This is a genomic window from Mucilaginibacter yixingensis (genome assembly GCF_041080815.1).
Taxonomy (GTDB): Bacteria; Bacteroidota; Bacteroidia; order Sphingobacteriales; family Sphingobacteriaceae; genus Mucilaginibacter; species Mucilaginibacter yixingensis.
Genome location: NZ_CP160205.1, coordinates 65,799 through 84,468 on the forward strand (window position 1 = coordinate 65,799; position 18,670 = coordinate 84,468).

An 18,670-nucleotide genomic window follows, 5' to 3' on the forward strand; every position below is an offset into this window, starting at 1 on the left:
ATTAAAGGAAATCAGACATAAAAAAGAGCGGCTTTCAAAAATCTTGAAAGCCGCTCTTTTTTATTTATCCAGTAGATCTCCTCCCCTTCGGGGAGGTCGGGAGGGGTGTTACTGCTGCTGTTGCTGCTGCATCATCTCCAGATGGCGCTGATAGCTGTTGCGCGAAAAATCGCTGGCCGGTTTGATGACCGGTTCTTCAAACGTTATTTCATGGTGCTCGGCGTTAGGCGCAGTCGGCATTTCCTTGTCGTATCCCACAGATACCGCTACCTCCAGTTTGTGCCCATGTGCGCCTTTATACACACCTTTAACAGGAGAACAATCAGAGAAATTGCGACCGACCGCCAGGCGAACATGCGTTTCGTTAGCCACACAGTTGTTAGTTGGGTCTATGCCCAGCCAGCCATAATCAGGGATGTAGGCTTCGGCCCAGGCGTGGGTGGCACCTTCGCCGCGCATACCGTTACGGTTGGGGCATATATAGCCGCTTACGTAGCGGGCAGGGATGCCTATTAAACGCAGCATCTCCATCAGTATGTGGGCAAAATCCTGGCAAACGCCGGCTTTGAGTTTCCAGATATCGTCTAACGTACTCTCTACGCTGGTAACGCCTTTTATATAGGTAAAGTTGTCATACACATATTGGCAAAAGCGTAGTGCCGCCTGGTAGGGTGTATCATGGGCCTGGCGTTCGGCTTGTACAATTTGTTCCAGCTCGGGCAGTCCGTCAAAGTACTCCTGCTTCAGAAAGTCAATGTAGGGTACTGTATAACGCAAGCGTTCGTAATCAGCCCACTGTTGCGCCGGGAATATATCGTTTACCGGCAGCGGGCGATGTTTGGTGCTTACCCAGAGTTGGGAGTTAATCACCAGCTCGGTATGCTGATCGCGGTAGGTAAAGCTGCCTACTTTGTTGCCGTAATAGTCGGTATAAATATCAACGGGTGGCTCGCCGGTAATGCTGACGTCCTGCTTCAGTACCTCCTGAAAATCATCCTGCATGGGGAAGAGGATGATCTGGTTGGCGCTGTCGCGCACCGGTCCATCGTAGGTATATTTGGTAATATGTTGTATCTTAAACTCAGGCATAAAAAGCTAGAAGATGAGGGCGTAAAGCTAAAACCTTTTTGGTGATTATGAATGGGCAAAGTAATTCTCGTTCAGCGCATTGCCAATGCCGTACAATTCGTTCCTGATCTGGGTGAGGTACAGGTGCAAGCCCTCCTGGCTAATACTGCTTACCGAACTATACTTAATTCGGCTCTGCAACCGGCCTATCTGGAACGCCATTTTGCGGTAGCCCTCTTGCTCTGCATCGTTCTTCAACCGGTCAAAATACCGTTGGATGTGATTAACGGCATACAGCACCGAGCGTGGGAAATCATTGTTCAGTACTACCTGTTCCAGTACATTGGGTGCCTCAAAGCCCGAGCGATAGGTTTTCAGGTAAAGCTCATGGCCACCGATGGAGAGCAGCAAGTGTTTCCAATAGGTGGTATCGGTCAGCAAATCAGGGTTGTCATTAATAGAACCAAATTTCATATCCAGCAAGTCTACCGACTGGATGCCGCGCTCCAGGTATTTGCCCAGGTTCATAAAGCTGCGGCCTTCGCCGCGCTCCATGGTAATCTCCGCCGTGCCATAATAGAGCATCACCTGCTTGATCAAAATATCCAGCGTACCAATGGGGTCTTCGCGCTGCAACAGCCGATCCATTTTGGCATCTTTCACGGTGTGGTAATACTCGTTAAGGCACTGCCAAAGGTCTTTGGTAATGTGTTCCTGTACACCACGGGCATTCTCCCGCGCCTGGGTAATAATGTTGAGTACCGAGTTCCGATTCTCTTTGGAAGAGATCATATACTTGAGCACCGCGCGACTGTCATTATTCAGCGTGGCCACTTCCTCGTCATTAGGATTACCGAACAGGCGGATCACCGGGTCCCATGTAAACTCATGCACCGTATCCTGCGATGATGCGTAGTTGATTTTTAGCATCCGCAAAAGCCCGTCGCTGCGCTCCACATAACGGCTTAACCAATATAAACTTGCTGCTACTCTGCTTAACATTTGTTGTTGATGTCGGATTGCGGATGTTCTATTTCGGATTTATCCGTCCGTTTAATTAAAAATTTATCTAATACAGGTTTTCGATTACTTGTTCAAATCCGAAATTGAACATCCCAAATCCCAAATTACGCTAACACCCACGTATCCTTACTGCCGCCACCCTGCGAGCTATTCACCACCAGCGAGCCTTCTTTCAACGCCACCCTGGTTAATCCACCGGGGACGATCTCTATACCGCTGGGGCCACATAAGGCATAAGGGCGCAGGTCAATCCGGCGTGGAGCCAATTCTCCCTGTATGTAGCAAGGCGCTGCCGACAGGCTGATGGTGGGCTGCGCGATGAAATTGCGCGGCGCCTTCAGGATCTGTGTCTTGTATTCTTCAATCTCTTTTTCTGATGCCGCATGGCCCATCAGCATGCCATAGCCGCCGCTCTCGTTGGTTTTTTTGACCACCAGTTTGTTGATGTTCTCAAACACATACTCTTTCTCGTCCTGGTTGCGCAGCTGGTAGGTGGGTACGTTTTTAAGGATAGGTTCCTCGTTCAGGTAATAGCGAATCATCTCGGGCACGTAGATGTAGATAGCCTTATCATCAGCCACACCGTTGCCCGGGGCGTTTACAATAGCCACATTGCCCTTGCGGTAGGCGCCCATAATACCGGCCACGCCCAAAACGCTGGAAGGGTTAAATACCAGTGGATCCAAAAATTCATCGTCTACTCGGCGGTAAATTACATCTACCTGTTGCAGGCCGTTGGTGGTTTTCATGTAAACCTTGTGGTTGTCTACCACCAGGTCGCGGCCTTCTACCAGTTCCACGCCCATCAGGCGGGCCAGGGTGGTATGCTCAAAGTAGGCTGAATTATAGATGCCCGGACTAAGCAACACAATGGTTGGGTTGCTGGTTGGCCGCGGCGAGAGTGCCATCAGGTTTTTATATAGGATGGACGGGTACTCGGTCACGCTGCGCACATTACATTGTGGCAGCAGATCGGGGAAGAGGCGCTTGGTGATCTCGCGGTTCTCCAGCATATAACTCACGCCCGATGGGGTACGCAGGTTATCTTCCAGTACATAAAAAGTGCCCTCGTTATCGCGTATCAGGTCAATACCGGCAATGTGTACGTAAATATCATAAGGCACCTGCAGCTGATACATCTCGCGCAGGAAGTGCGGGCACGAGTAAATGATAGCGATAGGGACGATGCCGTCTTTTATAATAAATTGATTATGGTAAACATCTTTCAGAAAAAGGTTCAGAGCGGTTAAGCGCTGCTTGATGCCTTTTTCTACAAAAGCCCATTCCTCGCCGGTGATGATGCGGGGAATGATATCAAACGGAAAAATCTTCTCAATACCCTCGCCGCTATTGTAAACGGTGAAGGTGATGCCCTGACTCATGAACAGGCGTTTGGCCAGTTCTTCTTTTTTATTCAGATCATCGGGCGATTCTTTGGATAGATAGCCAATAACGTTACAATAATGATTGCGAATGCTTGAATCTGAGCCAAACATCTCGTCCCATACACCATTTATGGGGTTGTATTTGTTAAAATAGCCTGATTCTTGCATGATTTTATTGTTATGTGAAATATTTTATAGTGAATTTTTAAAATTCAATGGTAATCTATTAAGTATTTTCAATAAAATCTAATTTATTTTAAAATAGTATTAATTATTGGTTTTATTTATGATTTAAATTAGATAAAATATAGAAATTTAGGCAATAAAAAAAGCGGAAGTGGATTTTTAAATCCTTCTTCCGCTTTTTTTGTGCAATCTTTTTGGGTGATTGCACGATATTTTTTGTTAGTTATTCTCTATGGCCGAAAAAACCTCCAATAAAACGTTCCATTTGTGCTGTGAATCCTGCTCCCAGAGGCGTACATAGTTATAATTGCTTACTACGTTGCCTTTTTTAATGCGGGCAGTGCCGTAAGTATAAGCCAGATCATTGCTCAGGGAGCGGCCAGAACCTACATTTTCCGCAGTGATGGAAATGGCCTCGTTAGCCAGGAATTTTAAGGTTTTATCTACACCCACAATCGGGTCAAAACCCGGGAAGTAGTAGCGGCCTTCGGCGCTCATAAACTCTTTGTATGTGCCCAGCGACGAGATGGTGAGTGCATGATTAAACATGTTGTCGGTTTCCATGATCACGCGTTTGCCGCCAAATGGGTCTTTGCTTTGTGCAGAGTGACCGGCGGTATCGGCTGGTTCTTTAAAATCCACAGTGGCGGTGAGGTCTGGATCAGGGTGCTGAATGCCCAGGTCAATAAGCAGTTTCAGATTGCCATCTGGATCGGCATGCCAGATAGATACATAATCACCATAAACTTTATCTTCTTCAGATTTACCGTTCTGATAAACGTATGGGCCTGCGGTAAAGGCCAGATCGCCTTTGGCAGATATGCGGGCAACGTTTGGTTTCCATGATAATGAACCTGGTTGCTTATCTATAGCGCCGTAAAACTCTGTAATTTTTTTTGGGAAGGGCTTAAACACAATGCCATCGGGATCAGCCACTGCCAGAAAGCCATCTTTTATACCTTTTTTTGCTACAAGCTTGTTAAAATTCTCTTCGGCGGTAATTACGTTTTGTACATGTACGTTTTTTTGCGCCAGTGCAGAGCCGGTTACTAAAAGCAGTGCTACGGCTGGCACAATCATTTTTTTCATTTTCATCAGGAGTGTATGTTAATTATAAAAAGGGCTTGGTTTAATGTAATATCTTGATAACGGGGATAAGCCCCAAACAGTATTAACACCTGCGGGCAATTTACTAAAAATACCAGCTAAGCCCCAAATCCTTATTCGCCGTTTATAACACCCTTGCTACAAGCTTGTTTGTTTGTCAGGCATTTTTTACAACCGGGCCGTTAGTAAACTCCAGTTGATTATTCACCGAAACCTGCAAATCATTGATATAAACTGCCAACTCAGGCGATGTGTTTTTTTGATTGATAACATTGACCAATAGCTCTATTTGCGCGGTGTTAGCGCGTATTTTTTGCTGCGTCTCAAAATCGGGTGTGTGCATGTGGGCCGCTATAAAATTGATGTGGCGCATTAAGATGCCAATTTCGTCCTGGTAACCTTCGGGGAGGTGAGGCATGGTGTTGTGCTGAAGGAATTTGGATAGCGAGCGTTGCGCCATTTTTAATGGTCTGACTAAGCCATATAATACCCATAGGGTAACGGCGGTGCCAGCCAGGGTAAGGCCAAGAATCAGTAGCAGGCAGGTGCTACGGCTCATAGTGTCGCCGGTATCTGCCAGTAAGTAAACAATTAAGCCAATAAGCGGTATGTGTGTGCCGATGAAGGCAGTGAGCATCAATTTGAAAGCATACTTGCGATCTGTAAAACGCAGACGCGACATAAAATGGTAGATCTTCATAGGTGGTGTGAGTCAGGGTGTTGGTGCTGGTAAGTGTATTGTGTTAATTATTGTAAAGGGTTGGCTTAATGTGTTTTAATAGGTGCAACTGCGTTGCAAGATAATAGGATAATCGAGATTTTGGTATGCTTTCTTCCATATATCACCAAATTAACGGTTTATATGGTGGGTTATTATTGGTGTTTCTGAGGAGTGGATAGGTTAGAGAAACCTACTAGTGATGTGGAAATATATGTGATAAGGGAATGGTGTAAAGCAAAAAAGCCCGGCCAATTGGCCGGGCTGCTCTTTTATATTTTATTCCAGGTGGTTCCTTCTTTACCGTCTTTCAGCTGAAAGCCCAGTTTCTGTAAACCATCTCGAATTTTGTCAGACGTGGCGTAATCACTGCTCTTTTTGGCTTCATTACGTAGGGTGATGATCATATCCATCACATGTGGCAGGTCATCGTTGGCCGCTGTTTCATCTTGCAGGCCCAGTACGTCATATACAAAAACCTGTATCAGCGTTTTGAGCGCATCAAGGTTAGCCTGATCAATCTTCAACTTGTTATCATGCACCGAATTGATAATGCGCGATGCTTCAAATAGTTCGGCAATCAGTATCGGGCTGTTAAAATCGTCGTTCATGGCGCCGTAGCATCTGTCAGATAGTTCGGCAATATTTACATCACTGGTGGCTGATGCTTTTAAGCCGTTTAACAAACCCAGAGAGTTCATTAATCGCTTAAAGCCTTTTTCTGATGCCTCCATGGCTTCGTTACCAAAATCAAGCGTGCTGCGATAGTGCGCCTGCATCATAAAGAAACGTACGGTCATCGGGCTGTAGCCCTTGTTCAGGATCTTGTTATCGCCGCTGAATAACTCATGCGGCAGGAAGCTGTTGCCCAGTGATTTTGACATTTTCTGCCCGTTCACCGTCAGCATGTTGGTGTGCACCCAGTAAACGGCCGGGTTTTCGCCACAGCAGGCCACGCTTTGGGCAATCTCATTGGTGTGGTGAGTAGGGATCAGGTCCATACCACCGCCGTGAATATCAAACTGGTTGCCCAGGTATTTCTGGCTCATGGCAGAACACTCCAGGTGCCAGCCAGGGAAACCCAGTCCCCATGGCGATGGCCATTTCATCAGGTGCTCTGGTTTGGCTTTAATCCACAGTGCAAAATCCAGGCGACCTTTTTTCTCATCCTGTCCACCAAGTGCGCGGGTGTTGGTAAGCAAGTCATCCAGGTTACGGCCGCTCAAAATGCCGTAGTTGTTGCCGGCATTAAATTTCTCTACATCGAAATAAATGCTACCATCTACCTCGTAAGCATAGCCTTGTTTTATGATCTCTTTTACCAGTTCAATCTGCTCTATAACGTGACCGGTAGCTGTTGGCTCAATGCTGGGTGGCAGGGTATTCAGCTGGCGCATTACTTCATGGAAACCAACGGTGTAGCGTTGCACAATCTCCATTGGCTCCAGCTGTTCCAACTTGGCTTTTTTTGCAATTTTGTCTTCGCCCTCGTCTGCATCACCTTCCAGGTGACCGGCATCGGTAATATTACGCACGTAGCGCACCTTGTAGCCAAGGTGGGTGAGGTAACGGAAAATCAGATCGAAAGAAATATAAGTGCGGGCATTGCCCATGTGCGCATCGCTGTAAACGGTTGGTCCGCAAACGTACATGCCCACATGCGGCGCATTTAGCGGTTTAAATTCTTCTTTAGTACGGGTTAAAGTATTGTAAACAAATAGATTTTGTTTCATGCGCGCAAACTTACGATTTTTTAATGTGCAGATGTGCGGATATGTAAATGTGCGGATGATTTTATAGGAGTTTGACACGAGGCTGTGATTACGGCGGCCAGAGAAGTGTTGGAACAAGTTAGATTCCCTTCTTGAGAGGGGGCGTGTTGACGGTGCGGCTGCAGGGGGGGATTTCGCACGAATAAAGGACACACCCCTCCACCCCTCTCAAGAGGGGAATCGCACAATTCCATGGCTTCTTTCTACTTTAATGAGAATTTCGCAATCGCTCGCGTCTTCGCGAGTGATGACTATCCCGCGGCCTCTGGCCGCCATCAGCAAACTAATCTTTGATTAAACAATTACTGTTACGGACGTAACACCAAATCACTATACACCGGGTAATGGTCCGACAGCTTTTTGCGGATCACCCCGTACGTCAGCACGTCAAATTGTTTGCTGGCCATAATGTAATCAATCTGGTAATTGGGGAAATTGCCATTGTAGGTACGACCCAAGCCTGATCCCTTCTCGCGGAAGGCGTTTTTTAATCCCTTGGCCATTTGGTTAACGGCAAAGGATGATGGTGTATCATTAAAATCACCGGCAATAAGGAAGGGGTATGGGCAAGCATCCATACTCTCGCGTACGAGCATTACCTGGCGGGCGCGTTCTTCAAAGGCATGCTTGAGTTTTGAGCCGATGCGGCGCGAGTTCTGCATATCGGTTTTGCCACGAGAAACGTCCTTAATGTAGTCATAATCCTCAAACTCCAGGTGGATTGATTGCAGGTGCACGGCATAAACACGGAAGGTCTGCGTGCCCTTTTTCATATCGGCCCAGATACATTGGTTGATATCATAATCGCCGGTGAGTTTGATGACGCCGGTGTTAATGATGGGGTAGACAGAAATGATGCCCATGCCTACACCCTCTTTCCTGTCGGCCGGAAAGGTGGCAAAATAAGCGTAGTCGGCACCCAATATTTTTTTGATAGAATCTACCGTGGCAAAGCGGCCTCTTCGGCGCGAGTAAAACTCTTCGGAACAAAAGATAGTCGGCTTTTCATGAGCAATGAGCTGAAAAGCGTCATGCCGGGTAACCACTTTGTAGTCTTCTAAACCAGGTTTGCGGAAGCCATGTACGTTGTAGTTCATCACCCTGATGGTGTTGCTATCTCTCAAGGTAAGTTTTGACGGAAACCGCAGGCCGATATTATTATTTAGTATCCCCCAGCCAATTAATATAGTGATTACAGATAATAGAGCCCAGCGTGTACGTTTGCGCATCCACCAGTAGGGGATAAAAATAAGGGTTGCAATAAGTATAAACGGATATGCCAGGCCGAAGAAAGCAATGGGCCAGTATTTACGCGGATCTGCAACAGGGGCCAGGTAGCTAAGCAGCATAGCCACAACCGCCGCGCAATTAAGAGCCAGTATTAGTTTGTCAAAAAATGTGAGTCTTTTTTTAACGATCATTACTTCGGCTGGCGCGGGCTAGAGTGTCTTTTTCCTGTTTGCTTAAACTCTCAAACCCACTTTGTGATATTTTATCCAATATACGGTCAACCTCGTCCTGGCGTGGTGTGCCGCGCTGGGCATCACCAGAACCACCTTTAGATACAACCTTCAGTTTGGATTTAGATTTAAACAAATTGTGGAACGGTTTGCTCCAGTCGTTACCGCGTTGCAGTTGCTTGATGTAAATGTAGCCAATAAGTGCACCACCCAGGTGAGCCATCTCTCCGCCGGCATTAGCGCCAACCGACAGTATGAAATCAAGCAGTACATAAAAAACAGCCAGCCATTTCAACTTTACCGGACCGATAAACATCAGGTAAAGCGTATAATCTGGCAATAACGTGGCGGTACCAACCAGAATAGCCATTACACCAGCAGAAGCGCCAACAATGGCAGCACCGCCATTATTCATGCTCACAAAATACGGTATCAGGTTATAGGAGCCTACAAAGAAGATGGCGCCGGCTAACCCGCCCAAAATGTAGAGCATTACGGTGTGGCGGTTGCCAATAAACTCTTCAAAAATCTGCCCCATCCAATACAACCACAACATGTTAAAGAGGATGTGCAGCACACCATCATGCATAAACATGTAGGTAATGGGCGTCCAGAAGTGAGTGGCCAGATTAGAGAGATTGGCCGGCATGCGCAGATAGGCAAAGGCTAGCTCCTGGATATTATCGCTCTTGAAAAACCAGTTCTCAAGCGTGCCTGCAATGTTAATAAACAAAAACACAAACACATTGATGCCAATGAGCAGCCCAATCTTACTGCCCGAGCGCAGCATCTTAATTCGAATATCTTGCCAGAGGTTATTCATGTGGAGCAGTGTCTATACCAAAGATAACCATAACGGTTAATAAAAGTTGTTTCGTCTGCCGTATCCCCACAATTTTATGACAATAAATCCAATTAGCGCACCGCCCAGGTGGGCAAAGTGGGCCACGTCATCGCCGGCAAACTGCTTAACCCCTAAAAATAACTCTACAAGTATGTAAACAGGAATAATGTATTTAGCCTTTACGGGTATGGGGATAAACATGATCATCAGCTCCAGGTTAGGATATAACATGCCAAAGGCCACCAGCAACCCAAAGATGGCGCCTGATGCACCTACTATTGTGCCGTTATAAACACCGTAGAGCTTTACCGCATTGGGGATATCATAAGCCAGAAAAGGACTTGTTGCATCGCGTACACCCACATTGGCGGCAGTAACGCCAGCCACCGTAAAGTGGCCGGTTATATAATAAACCTCAACAATCTGCACAATAAACTGCAGGGCCAGGGCACCAAGTCCGCAAATGAAATATAGGTTGAAAAATCTTTTAGAACCAAGCGCATATTCTAAGATCCCTCCAAAGCTATATAGCGCAAACATGTTGAAAAAGATGTGCGCAAAGCCGCCATGCAAAAACATATAAGTGATAGGCTGCCAGATTCTGAAGCTGGGCGAGCCAAAATAGTGCGCCGCGCAATACTCATATATCTGGTCCTGTAAATGCACAGGGAAAACAACAAACGGAATAAAGCAGATGATGTTGATGATGAGCAGGTTTTTTACAACCGGCGTTAAATTGGCAAAAGGATTTCGGGTATTGTTAAACATCTTTCTTAATTAAAAATCATTTCTCAAAACGCTCCAGCAGCTCGTCCATTTTAAAGGTGCTGATAACGGTCTTGCCGTTTAGGGCAACGTTTGGCATCTGGCAGGCAAACAGCTGATCAATCAGCATGTTCATTTCTTCCAGCGATAGTTTGGTGCCGGCTTTTATGGCAGCGTTGCGGGCAAGGGCACGGGCCAGGTTATCACGGCGGTCCAGCTTTAACAAGGCCATATTATTTTTAAAACCTTCCAGCAGGTGTTCCAGTAATTGGTGCTCGCCAGAGCTGTTGATATCGGCAGGTACGCCGTCTACAATAAAAGTATTCGGGCCAAACTCCCTGATATCAAAACCTAAGGCTTTAATATCGGGCAGCAGTTCGCGCAGTAACTCGTAATCGGCACCGTTTAAGGTGACTGTTTGCGGGAACAGGCTTTGCTGGCTCACGCCTGAGTGGTTTTGCAGTTGTTGTAAAAAACGCTCATATAAGATACGCTCATGCGCCGCCTGCTGACTGATCAGCATAAAACCCGATTTGATTTGCGACAGGATAAACCGGTTATGAATCTGGAACAACTGCCGCTCGGTAGATTTACTTACCTGCTCGTTCTCAATGGTGATCTGCTGCGTTGGTTCAATTTCCAGTTCTTGTTGGGATGATTCTTCCCTGCGGGCAATCTCATACAAGGTATCCCAGTTGGTGGGGATGGCCGCTTTCTGGAAATTGCCGCTGCCGCCCGAGAATGACGATGCTGTTGTACGCACCGGCTTATCCTGGGCAAACGGGTTAAAATCAGGATTGAAGCTTACCGATGGCGGGGTAATGTTCTCCAGCGGTATCGGCGTAATTAAATGCTGAATGCTGTTCTCCTGGTCAAAGTCCAGGCTTGGTGTGATATTGTATTTCCCCAGCGAGCGTTTCACTGCCGAGCGGATGATGGCATAAATGGCCTTCTCATCCTGGTATTTAATCTCGGTTTTAGTAGGATGCACGTTAATGTCAATCCGTGATGGATCGATATCAATGAACAATACATACAGCGGGAAAGACTCATCTGGCAATAACTCCTCATAAGCCGTCATGACGGCATGATTCAGATAGTTATCTTTAATAAAACGGTTGTTCACAAAGAAAAACTGCTCGCCGCGGGTTTTGCGCGCAAACTCGGGCTTGCCCACAAAGCCATGCAGTTTAATAATGCTGGTATCTTCCTCAACAGGTACCAACCGCTGGTTATAGTTGTTGCCCAGCAGGTGTACAATACGCTGCTTCAGCGTGCCCGGCGGCAGGTGATATACCTCCTGCAGGTCATGATGTAGCGTAAACATAATCTGCGGATTAGCCAGCGCTACGCGCTGAAACTCATCCAATATATGCCGCATCTCTACCGCGTTGCTTTTTAAAAAATTACGGCGGGCGGGGGTATTATAAAACAGATTTTTAACCGAAATAGAAGTGCCCGCGGTGGCCTGGCAAGGCAGCTGGCTAATCACCTCGCTGCCTTCAATGATTAGGCAGGTACCCAGCTCATCCTCGGTGCGGCGGCTTTTCAGTTCTACCTGGGCAATAGCGGCAATAGAAGCCATGGCCTCACCACGGAAACCCATGGTGCGTATGGCAAACAAATCTTCGGCACGGCGTATTTTTGAGGTGGCATGGCGCTCAAAGCACATGCGTGCATCGGTAATGCTCATGCCGCAACCGTTATCAATTACCTGGATCAGGCCCTTGCCGGCGTCTTTAAGGATCAGCTGAATTTTATCGGCTCCGGCATCAATAGCATTCTCCACCAATTCTTTTACGGCCGATGCCGGTCGCTGCACAACTTCGCCTGCCGCTATCTGGTTGGCAACCGCGTCTGGCAAAAGCTGTATAATATCCGTCATGTAAAAATTCCCTTCTATTTTGGTGTCGGTTGCGAAAATAAATATTTGAACTCATAACTTTAGATGAGTTATCGGCGGTGTTGGTAAGTCCCGATCACTATTTGTGCCATTTAATACGTTTAGCTTCTAAAACATGCTGTTAGTAAAAAAAATGTCACAATGTGTTCAGGGCAAATGCAATTTTGTCACCTTTCAGACTAAAACCAGGGCAACGGTGCAGGTGGTGTTCTACAGATTGAACATCACATCCCGCCAGAATAATTGTCGCATAATTGAGGTATAATGTCTGGCCATCATGCCGGGCGCTATCGGCACTCTTATTTGTTGATTATCCTCCTGGCTGCTTTTTACGGTACGTTTATCCCAAAGAATACCCGCAGATTTGCCGGCAACATAAGCAAAGATGGTTTGCTCGGTCAGAAACTCATAGCCCGGGTGAACTTGTTCAAGTATGGGCCCCAATTGGAAGTCTTCATAAATATTTCTTCCGTAAACGTAAAGCATGCCGGCATTTATACCCGGTTGTGTATGTAGGTTATTTGGCGGCAACAGCGCTAATACCCTATGGTCATACGCCTTGAGCTCATCTTCTGTGCCGCCGCATATAAAGTTTGCATTAAACACGGGCAGGCGTAGCTCCGGGTCCTGAAAAAAAAGGATGTCGCTATCAACCCATAAGATGGGAACTATTTCTGCATAGTGCAAAATTACCGCCATTTTTTTACCGAAAGGATGGCTGGTTGCATACTGTATTAAAGCCTCCCGGTTCTTTTCTTTATGATAAACGGCGCTTTGCTGCCACGATACTATATGAAGCTCGCCTTGCCAGAAACGCAATGTTTTTTTTATTGCAGCGTTGCTAATGGAGCCATCATTAATAACGGTGAGCTTTGGCAGGTTGTGCCAATTGCGGGCTATAGAAAAAACAGACCAGCGTAAAAGCTGGACGTGGTTTTTTCCGGTCATCATCAGTACATTGCGGTTAGACGATGGTTTTTGCGGAGCGCGAAGCTTTTTGTATTGTAATAGTTTTTTATAGAACAGCGGCAGCCTGAAAGCCAGTGATGATTTTAATCTTTTGATCATACAAATTTATAGATCCGCTATACAATATAACTCAAGGTAAGCCGTATTATCCGGCGTTTAAGTGTGCGAAGTACAGGGAAACATATTAAAGAAACACTTTTGAAGGTATGAAAAATAAATAGCACATTAAATTGTCTAACCCATAACTTTACATCGGGTTAATTGTATGTTACATAATTAACTTTGTACATTCATTGTGCCATGTCGCTTTCTATGAAAAAACTTCTGCCAATATTGCTGATGATGAGCCTTTTTGCCATCACCTCTTGTCAGCAAAAAGAATACAATGCCGATCTGCTGCTCAAAAACGGAGTTATTTATACCGTCGATAAAAATTTTACAACCGCTAATACCCTGGTGGTAAAAGGCGGTAAAATCATTGCCGTTGGCAGTGCCGATACCCTCGAGAAAAAATACATGGCCCGCCAGGTGATTGATCTGCAGGGCAAGCCGGTTTACCCCGGCCTGATTGATGCCCACGCGCATTTTTACCAATACGGACTGAGCCTGCAAAATGCCAACCTGATAGGCACCGCCAGTTGGCAGGCCGTGTGCGATACCGTTGCCAGTTATGCCCGTAAAAATACTGATGGATGGATTATCGGTCGTGGCTGGGATCAGAACGATTGGGAGGTGAAGAAAAATCCGGATAAACAAAAGCTTGACTCGCTGTTCCCGGTTCGCCCGGTGATGTTGACACGTGTTGACGGTCATGCCGCCATTGTTAACCAGGCCGCGCTGAATATTGCGGGTATTAAACCCGGTCAAAAAATTAACGGCGGCGAGATTGAAACCGTTAACGGTAAGCTGACCGGTGTTTTGTTAGATAATGCCGTAGGCATTGTGGCCCGTAAAATACCTGTACCAAGCGATCAGCAAACGGAATCGGCCTTGCTGGATGCACAGCGTAATTGTTTCCAGGTGGGGTTAACCACGGTTGACGACTGTGGCCTTTCCGCTAATATGGTGACTACTATTGAACAGCTGCAGCACAAAGGCGTGTTGAAAATGCGCATGTACGTGATGCTGTCAGACCGTCCGGAGAATTATGATTACCTGTTTAAACGCGGTGTGTTTAAAACCCCGGGTTTGAATGTGCGCGGATTTAAAGTTTATGCGGATGGTGCGCTGGGATCACGCGGGGCTTGCTTGCTGGCTGATTACAGCGACCAGAAAAACTGGAAAGGCTTTTTGCTGAGCAGCAGACAGCATTTTGAGCAGATTGCCCAGAAGCTGGCTGCCAAAGGTTTCCAGATGTGTACCCATGCCATTGGCGACTCGGCCAACCGCATGATGCTGCAAATCTACGCCAAGGTGTTGAAGGGCAAGAATGATCGCCGTTGGCGGATAGAACACTCGCAGGTAATTGCGCCCGAGGATTTTAAGCTTTTTGGCGATAACAGCATCATCCCATCGGTGCAACCCTCTCACGCTACCAGCGATATGAGCTGGGCTGGCCAGCGCCTGGGTGCCAAACGCCTTAAAACATCCTACGCTTACAAGCAATTGCTGGAGCAAAACGGCTGGATGCCGCTGGGCACAGACTTTCCGGTAGAGAACATTAACCCGTTATATACGTTTTATGCAGCAGTAGAGCGCAAGGACCTGAAAGGCCGGCCTGCCAAAGGTTTCCAGATGGAAAATGCGCTTACCCGCGAACAGGCCCTGCGTGGCATGACCATCTGGGCGGCTAAAGCTAACTTTGAAGAGAACGAGAAGGGGAGCATAGAGGTTGGCAAGTATGCTGATTTTGTGGTGCTGGATAAAGATATTATGAAAGTGCCCGGTGCGGAGTTGCCAGGCGTAAAAGTGCTGAATACGTATGTTAACGGAGATAAAGTGTATGATCAGAAATAAGCGGGTAAAACTATCCGTACTAGTAGCGGGCCTGATGTTGCAAACCGCCTGTGCCCAACAAACTCCTCATCAAATTAACATGCGCCTGGTGACAGACCAGGCGCGGGTGCAAAACACCACCTATTTGCTCAATAATACATCGCAAATGGTGCCGTTGTTAAACCTGGAGAATGCGCGGGTGGCTAGTGTGCATTTTATGTTCCCCTACGCTGCCCCGTTTGATAGCTTGCTGAACAAATATACCCGTGTTGATGCATTTGACGACAGCGACTACAACGGTATCAAAAATATCAATAACCTGAGTGATGATCTGAAGCTATATAACACGCTGGTTGTAGCGGTAACAGCTGCCGATCTGAACAATACCCAGGTGCTCGAATTTCTGAAGCATATTAAAAAAATAAAGAAGGTGGTGCTGGTTGGCTTCGGTAATGATGTGCTTACCAAGCTTGATGGCATTGATGTGCCGGTCATTTGGAGTAGCGAGGTGACGCCGGTGTCTGCTGCGTTTGCGGCCCAGGCGGTGTTTGGTGGCACGGCTATCACCCAGAAAATGCCGAAGGCGGTTGGCCCGTTTGCGGAGGGTAGTGGGTTTATTACCCTGCAAACCCGTTTGCAATATGCCGTTCCGGAAGCTGCCGGCGTAAATACCGAAATGCTGGATGAGATAGACAAGGTGGCTAACGAGGCTGTGCGCGTGCACGCAACGCCGGGCTGTGTGGTGCTGGTGGCAAAAGACGGTAAGGTGATCTATAACAAAGCTTTCGGTTACCATACCTATAATAATACGCAGCCCGATAAAATCACCGATATTTTTGATCTGGCATCGGTTACCAAGGTGTCTGCCACTACGATGGAAGTGATGCGGCTGTATGATCAAAACAAGATCGGGCTCGACTCTACCGTTGGTAATTACATCGCGTTGGCGCGCACAACCAGTAAAAATGATATCCGCATTCGTGAGCTGCTAACTCACCAGGCTGGTTTGGTGCCAGATGTGTCTACTTACGAGCGACTGAAACCAACCGATCATAGCGTGGATTCGTCAGCAGCTTTTCCAACTAAGGCGGGCGAAAACTATTTTATCCGCAAAGATTTTTTTAAAGATGTGATCTGGCCGAGCATGCTTAACTCACCGCTGCGTACACGCGGAAGATATGTTTATAGCGATCTGAGCATGTATTTTATGAAAGAAATTGTGGAAACCATCAGCGCCACGCCGCTTAATGTTTACGTGCAGCAAAACTTTTATACCCCGCTGGGGATGCAGACCGCCGGTTTCCTGCCGCTGCAACGTTTCTCTAAAGATCGCATTATCCCGACCGAGCAGGACGATATCTTCCGTCATCAATTGCTGATTGGTTATGTGCATGACCAGGGGGCCGGTGTGCTGGGCGGTGTGTCTGGACACGCAGGCTTGTTTGCTTCGGCTAATGATCTGGCTATCCTTTACCAGATGATCTTGAACAAAGGCAGCTACGGCGGCACTCAATATTTTAAGCCGGAAACGGTTGATCTGTTTACCAAGCAGCAATCGTCAGTTAGTCGCCGCGGGTTGGGCTTTGATCGCTGGGATCCGGAGCTGAGCAAACATTATCCGTCAGAACTGGCATCGCCGCAAACTTTTGGGCACACCGGTTATACCGGTACCTGTTTCTGGGTGGATCCGAAATATAACATGGTCTATATCTTCCTGTCAAACCGTGTAAATCCTAAAGAAACGCAGAAGCTGACCAGCCTGCAGATCAGAGGACGCATACAGGATGCCGCTATCAGGGCAATTGTGAAGGGGAATTGAGTGCTTTTAGGCAGCAATTAGGTAATACGCCAGATTAGACTTATTAGATGCAGACTTACGAAGTTTTTAAAACTTCGTAAGTCTGCATCGGTTATATAATCTAGCATCCAGAACCGAAATCAACATGAACTTACCTAATGGCTACCAACAAGTAATGCCCTATCTGATAGTGCCACGCGCGGCAGCATTTATGGCATTTGTGCAAACCGTTTTCGGTGCTACCGAGCGGATGAAAGTGATGCGCGATGAAAGCCTGATTATGCACGCCGAACTACAGATAGGCGGCAGTGTAATTATGCTGGCTGACGCCACCGAGGAGTATCAGCAACAAAATGCCGGTTTGTTCATCTGCGTGGAAAATTGCGATGAAACCTACAAAATAGCAATGGATAACGGCGCCGAGTGTGTAATGGAACCCGTTAACCAGGACTACGGCCGCTCTGCAGGCATCATAGATCCATTTGGTAATACCTGGTGGGTGACGAGTGATGTGAAGTAGAAATTTTATGTCATTGCGAGCGATAGAATCCCGGCGGCGGGACTATGAAGGTGAAATGACAAACAAGAGGGCTGTCAGTCTGAGCTTGTCGAAGACTCGCGCGGAGATGCCCACTCACCATGCTTCGACGGGGCTCAGCATGACATGGTGATTATTGCCCCTCCATCACCTGCCTGATGGCATCATCCAAAAAATTAGGGATCAATGTATTTTGTGTGTGGGTAATCTTATCCGGATCTTCCAGGTGCTCCAGCATTTCATTGTATTTGGCTTCGCCATGCTCGTTAATCACTTCGCGCTTCCTGGTTTCGGTTAATAAGGATACACGCATCCCATCGGCATCCACCTCGGGATGAAATTGTACACCATAAAAGTACGGACTGTAACGAATGGCCATCATGGCGCGCGGCAGATTTACATGCGGGCGCTCTTTCTCAATAGCGGTAAGTGTCATGCCCAGTTCCGCAAAGCGTTGTTCATCGGGATAAATGACCTGCCAACTGCGTGAGTCGACGGTAAAGAATGGATCGGCCAGGCGGTTAAGGATGCGGTCTTGCTGACCCGCAGCAGTCAAATGAACCGGCAAAATGCCAAATGAAGGCGAACGACGCGTGCCGATAACCCCCAAACGATATTTACGACACATGAGCTGAAACGAGTGACAAACAAACAGCGCATGCTTTTTCTGCTGGGCGTCAGAAGCGTTGATGGCTTCCAACTGATCCATCAGTTTCATGTAGTTTTGGTCCCACACCTGGTGCTCTGTATCCAGTGGACTGCCCGGTCCGCCGCTGCTGATGTAGATATCAAAATTGGTATCCGGTAACTCATGCTGAGCACGGGTATCAAAAATCTGGTAAGTAAGATTCAGTTGGTTTTTCTCCCGGTACCGGTCCAGTACCTGCTGAAATCCGCGTATGCCCTGGTTGGGGATACCGTTGTAAAGGTCTATAATGGCTACTTTTATCTCTCGCTGTTCGTTCAATGCTATCCGTTGTTAGCTGCCGTTATTTAAGGCAAATTGCAAACGGCAAAAGTACAGGGAATGAAAAACAATTCCAACGGCAGATTAATGCTTAAAGTGAGTTGGGGATAAGGCAAAATAACAGGCCGCCCCGATGGGGCTTAAGAAGGAGGGGGAAATAAGCTACAAACAGGCCGCTCCTCCGGAGCTATTAATCACTTTTGTTAAAATCCCGTAGGGATGCCCTGTTTGT

At 47.1% G+C, this 18,670-nt stretch carries 15 protein-coding genes; 3 read left to right on the forward strand and 12 right to left on the reverse strand.

Features of this window, described 5'->3' with window-relative positions:
- Positions 1-108 precede the first annotated feature (108 nt).
- The 11 genes from ABZR88_RS00335 to ABZR88_RS00385 form a co-directional block, all read right to left on the reverse strand.
- On the reverse strand, positions 109-1,089 hold the full coding sequence (locus tag ABZR88_RS00335; protein ID WP_107829377.1) for a transglutaminase family protein: 981 nt from the start codon (positions 1,087-1,089) through the stop codon (positions 109-111).
- A gap of 45 nt (positions 1,090-1,134) precedes the next feature.
- Complete coding sequence (locus ABZR88_RS00340; protein ID WP_107829376.1) at positions 1,135-2,070, reverse strand: alpha-E domain-containing protein; 936 nt, start codon at positions 2,068-2,070, stop codon at positions 1,135-1,137.
- A gap of 125 nt (positions 2,071-2,195) precedes the next feature.
- Positions 2,196-3,644, reverse strand: a complete 1,449-nt coding sequence (locus ABZR88_RS00345) for a circularly permuted type 2 ATP-grasp protein (protein WP_107829375.1) — start codon at positions 3,642-3,644, stop codon at positions 2,196-2,198.
- Between the two features lie 237 nt (positions 3,645-3,881).
- Entirely contained in the window at positions 3,882-4,757 is an 876-nt protein-coding gene (locus ABZR88_RS00350) for a hypothetical protein (RefSeq protein ID WP_107829374.1), read from the reverse strand.
- A 169-nt stretch (positions 4,758-4,926) separates the two neighbouring features.
- Positions 4,927-5,469, reverse strand: a complete 543-nt coding sequence (locus ABZR88_RS00355; RefSeq protein ID WP_107829373.1) for a hypothetical protein — start codon at positions 5,467-5,469, stop codon at positions 4,927-4,929.
- Between the two features lie 290 nt (positions 5,470-5,759).
- Positions 5,760-7,220, reverse strand: a complete 1,461-nt coding sequence (gene cysS / locus ABZR88_RS00360; protein WP_107829372.1) for a cysteine--tRNA ligase — start codon at positions 7,218-7,220, stop codon at positions 5,760-5,762.
- 347 nt (positions 7,221-7,567) lie between these two features.
- Positions 7,568-8,680, reverse strand: a complete 1,113-nt coding sequence (locus ABZR88_RS00365) for an endonuclease/exonuclease/phosphatase family protein (protein ID WP_107829371.1) — start codon at positions 8,678-8,680, stop codon at positions 7,568-7,570.
- Entirely contained in the window at positions 8,670-9,542 is an 873-nt protein-coding gene (locus ABZR88_RS00370; protein WP_107829370.1) for a rhomboid family intramembrane serine protease, read from the reverse strand. The genes ABZR88_RS00365 and ABZR88_RS00370 overlap by 11 nt, the downstream gene beginning before the upstream one ends.
- Positions 9,543-9,578: 36 nt before the next feature.
- Positions 9,579-10,331 carry a rhomboid family intramembrane serine protease gene (locus tag ABZR88_RS00375; RefSeq protein ID WP_107829369.1) on the reverse strand — a complete coding sequence of 251 codons (753 nt, stop codon included), beginning with the start codon at positions 10,329-10,331 and terminating at the stop codon, positions 9,579-9,581.
- Positions 10,332-10,347: 16 nt separating this feature from the next.
- Positions 10,348-12,213, reverse strand: a complete 1,866-nt coding sequence (gene mutL, locus ABZR88_RS00380) for a DNA mismatch repair endonuclease MutL (protein ID WP_107829368.1) — start codon at positions 12,211-12,213, stop codon at positions 10,348-10,350.
- Between the two features lie 228 nt (positions 12,214-12,441).
- Entirely contained in the window at positions 12,442-13,299 is an 858-nt protein-coding gene (locus ABZR88_RS00385) for a hypothetical protein (protein WP_107829367.1), read from the reverse strand.
- Between the two features lie 213 nt (positions 13,300-13,512).
- On the opposite strand from ABZR88_RS00385, the gene ABZR88_RS00390 reads away from it, so the two are divergent.
- From ABZR88_RS00390 to ABZR88_RS00400, 3 genes are all read left to right on the forward strand, one after another.
- Positions 13,513-15,156 carry an amidohydrolase gene (locus tag ABZR88_RS00390; protein ID WP_107829366.1) on the forward strand — a complete coding sequence of 548 codons (1,644 nt, stop codon included), beginning with the start codon at positions 13,513-13,515 and terminating at the stop codon, positions 15,154-15,156.
- Entirely contained in the window at positions 15,143-16,954 is a 1,812-nt protein-coding gene (locus ABZR88_RS00395; protein WP_107829365.1) for a serine hydrolase, read from the forward strand. The genes ABZR88_RS00390 and ABZR88_RS00395 overlap by 14 nt, the downstream gene beginning before the upstream one ends.
- A gap of 124 nt (positions 16,955-17,078) precedes the next feature.
- A complete protein-coding gene (locus ABZR88_RS00400) occupies positions 17,079-17,453 on the forward strand; it encodes a VOC family protein (RefSeq protein ID WP_107829364.1) in 375 nt (124 codons plus the stop codon).
- 151 nt (positions 17,454-17,604) lie between these two features.
- On the opposite strand, the gene ABZR88_RS00405 is transcribed toward ABZR88_RS00400, so the two are convergent.
- Positions 17,605-18,438, reverse strand: a complete 834-nt coding sequence (locus ABZR88_RS00405; RefSeq protein WP_107829363.1) for a type 1 glutamine amidotransferase — start codon at positions 18,436-18,438, stop codon at positions 17,605-17,607.
- Positions 18,439-18,670 lie beyond the last annotated feature (232 nt).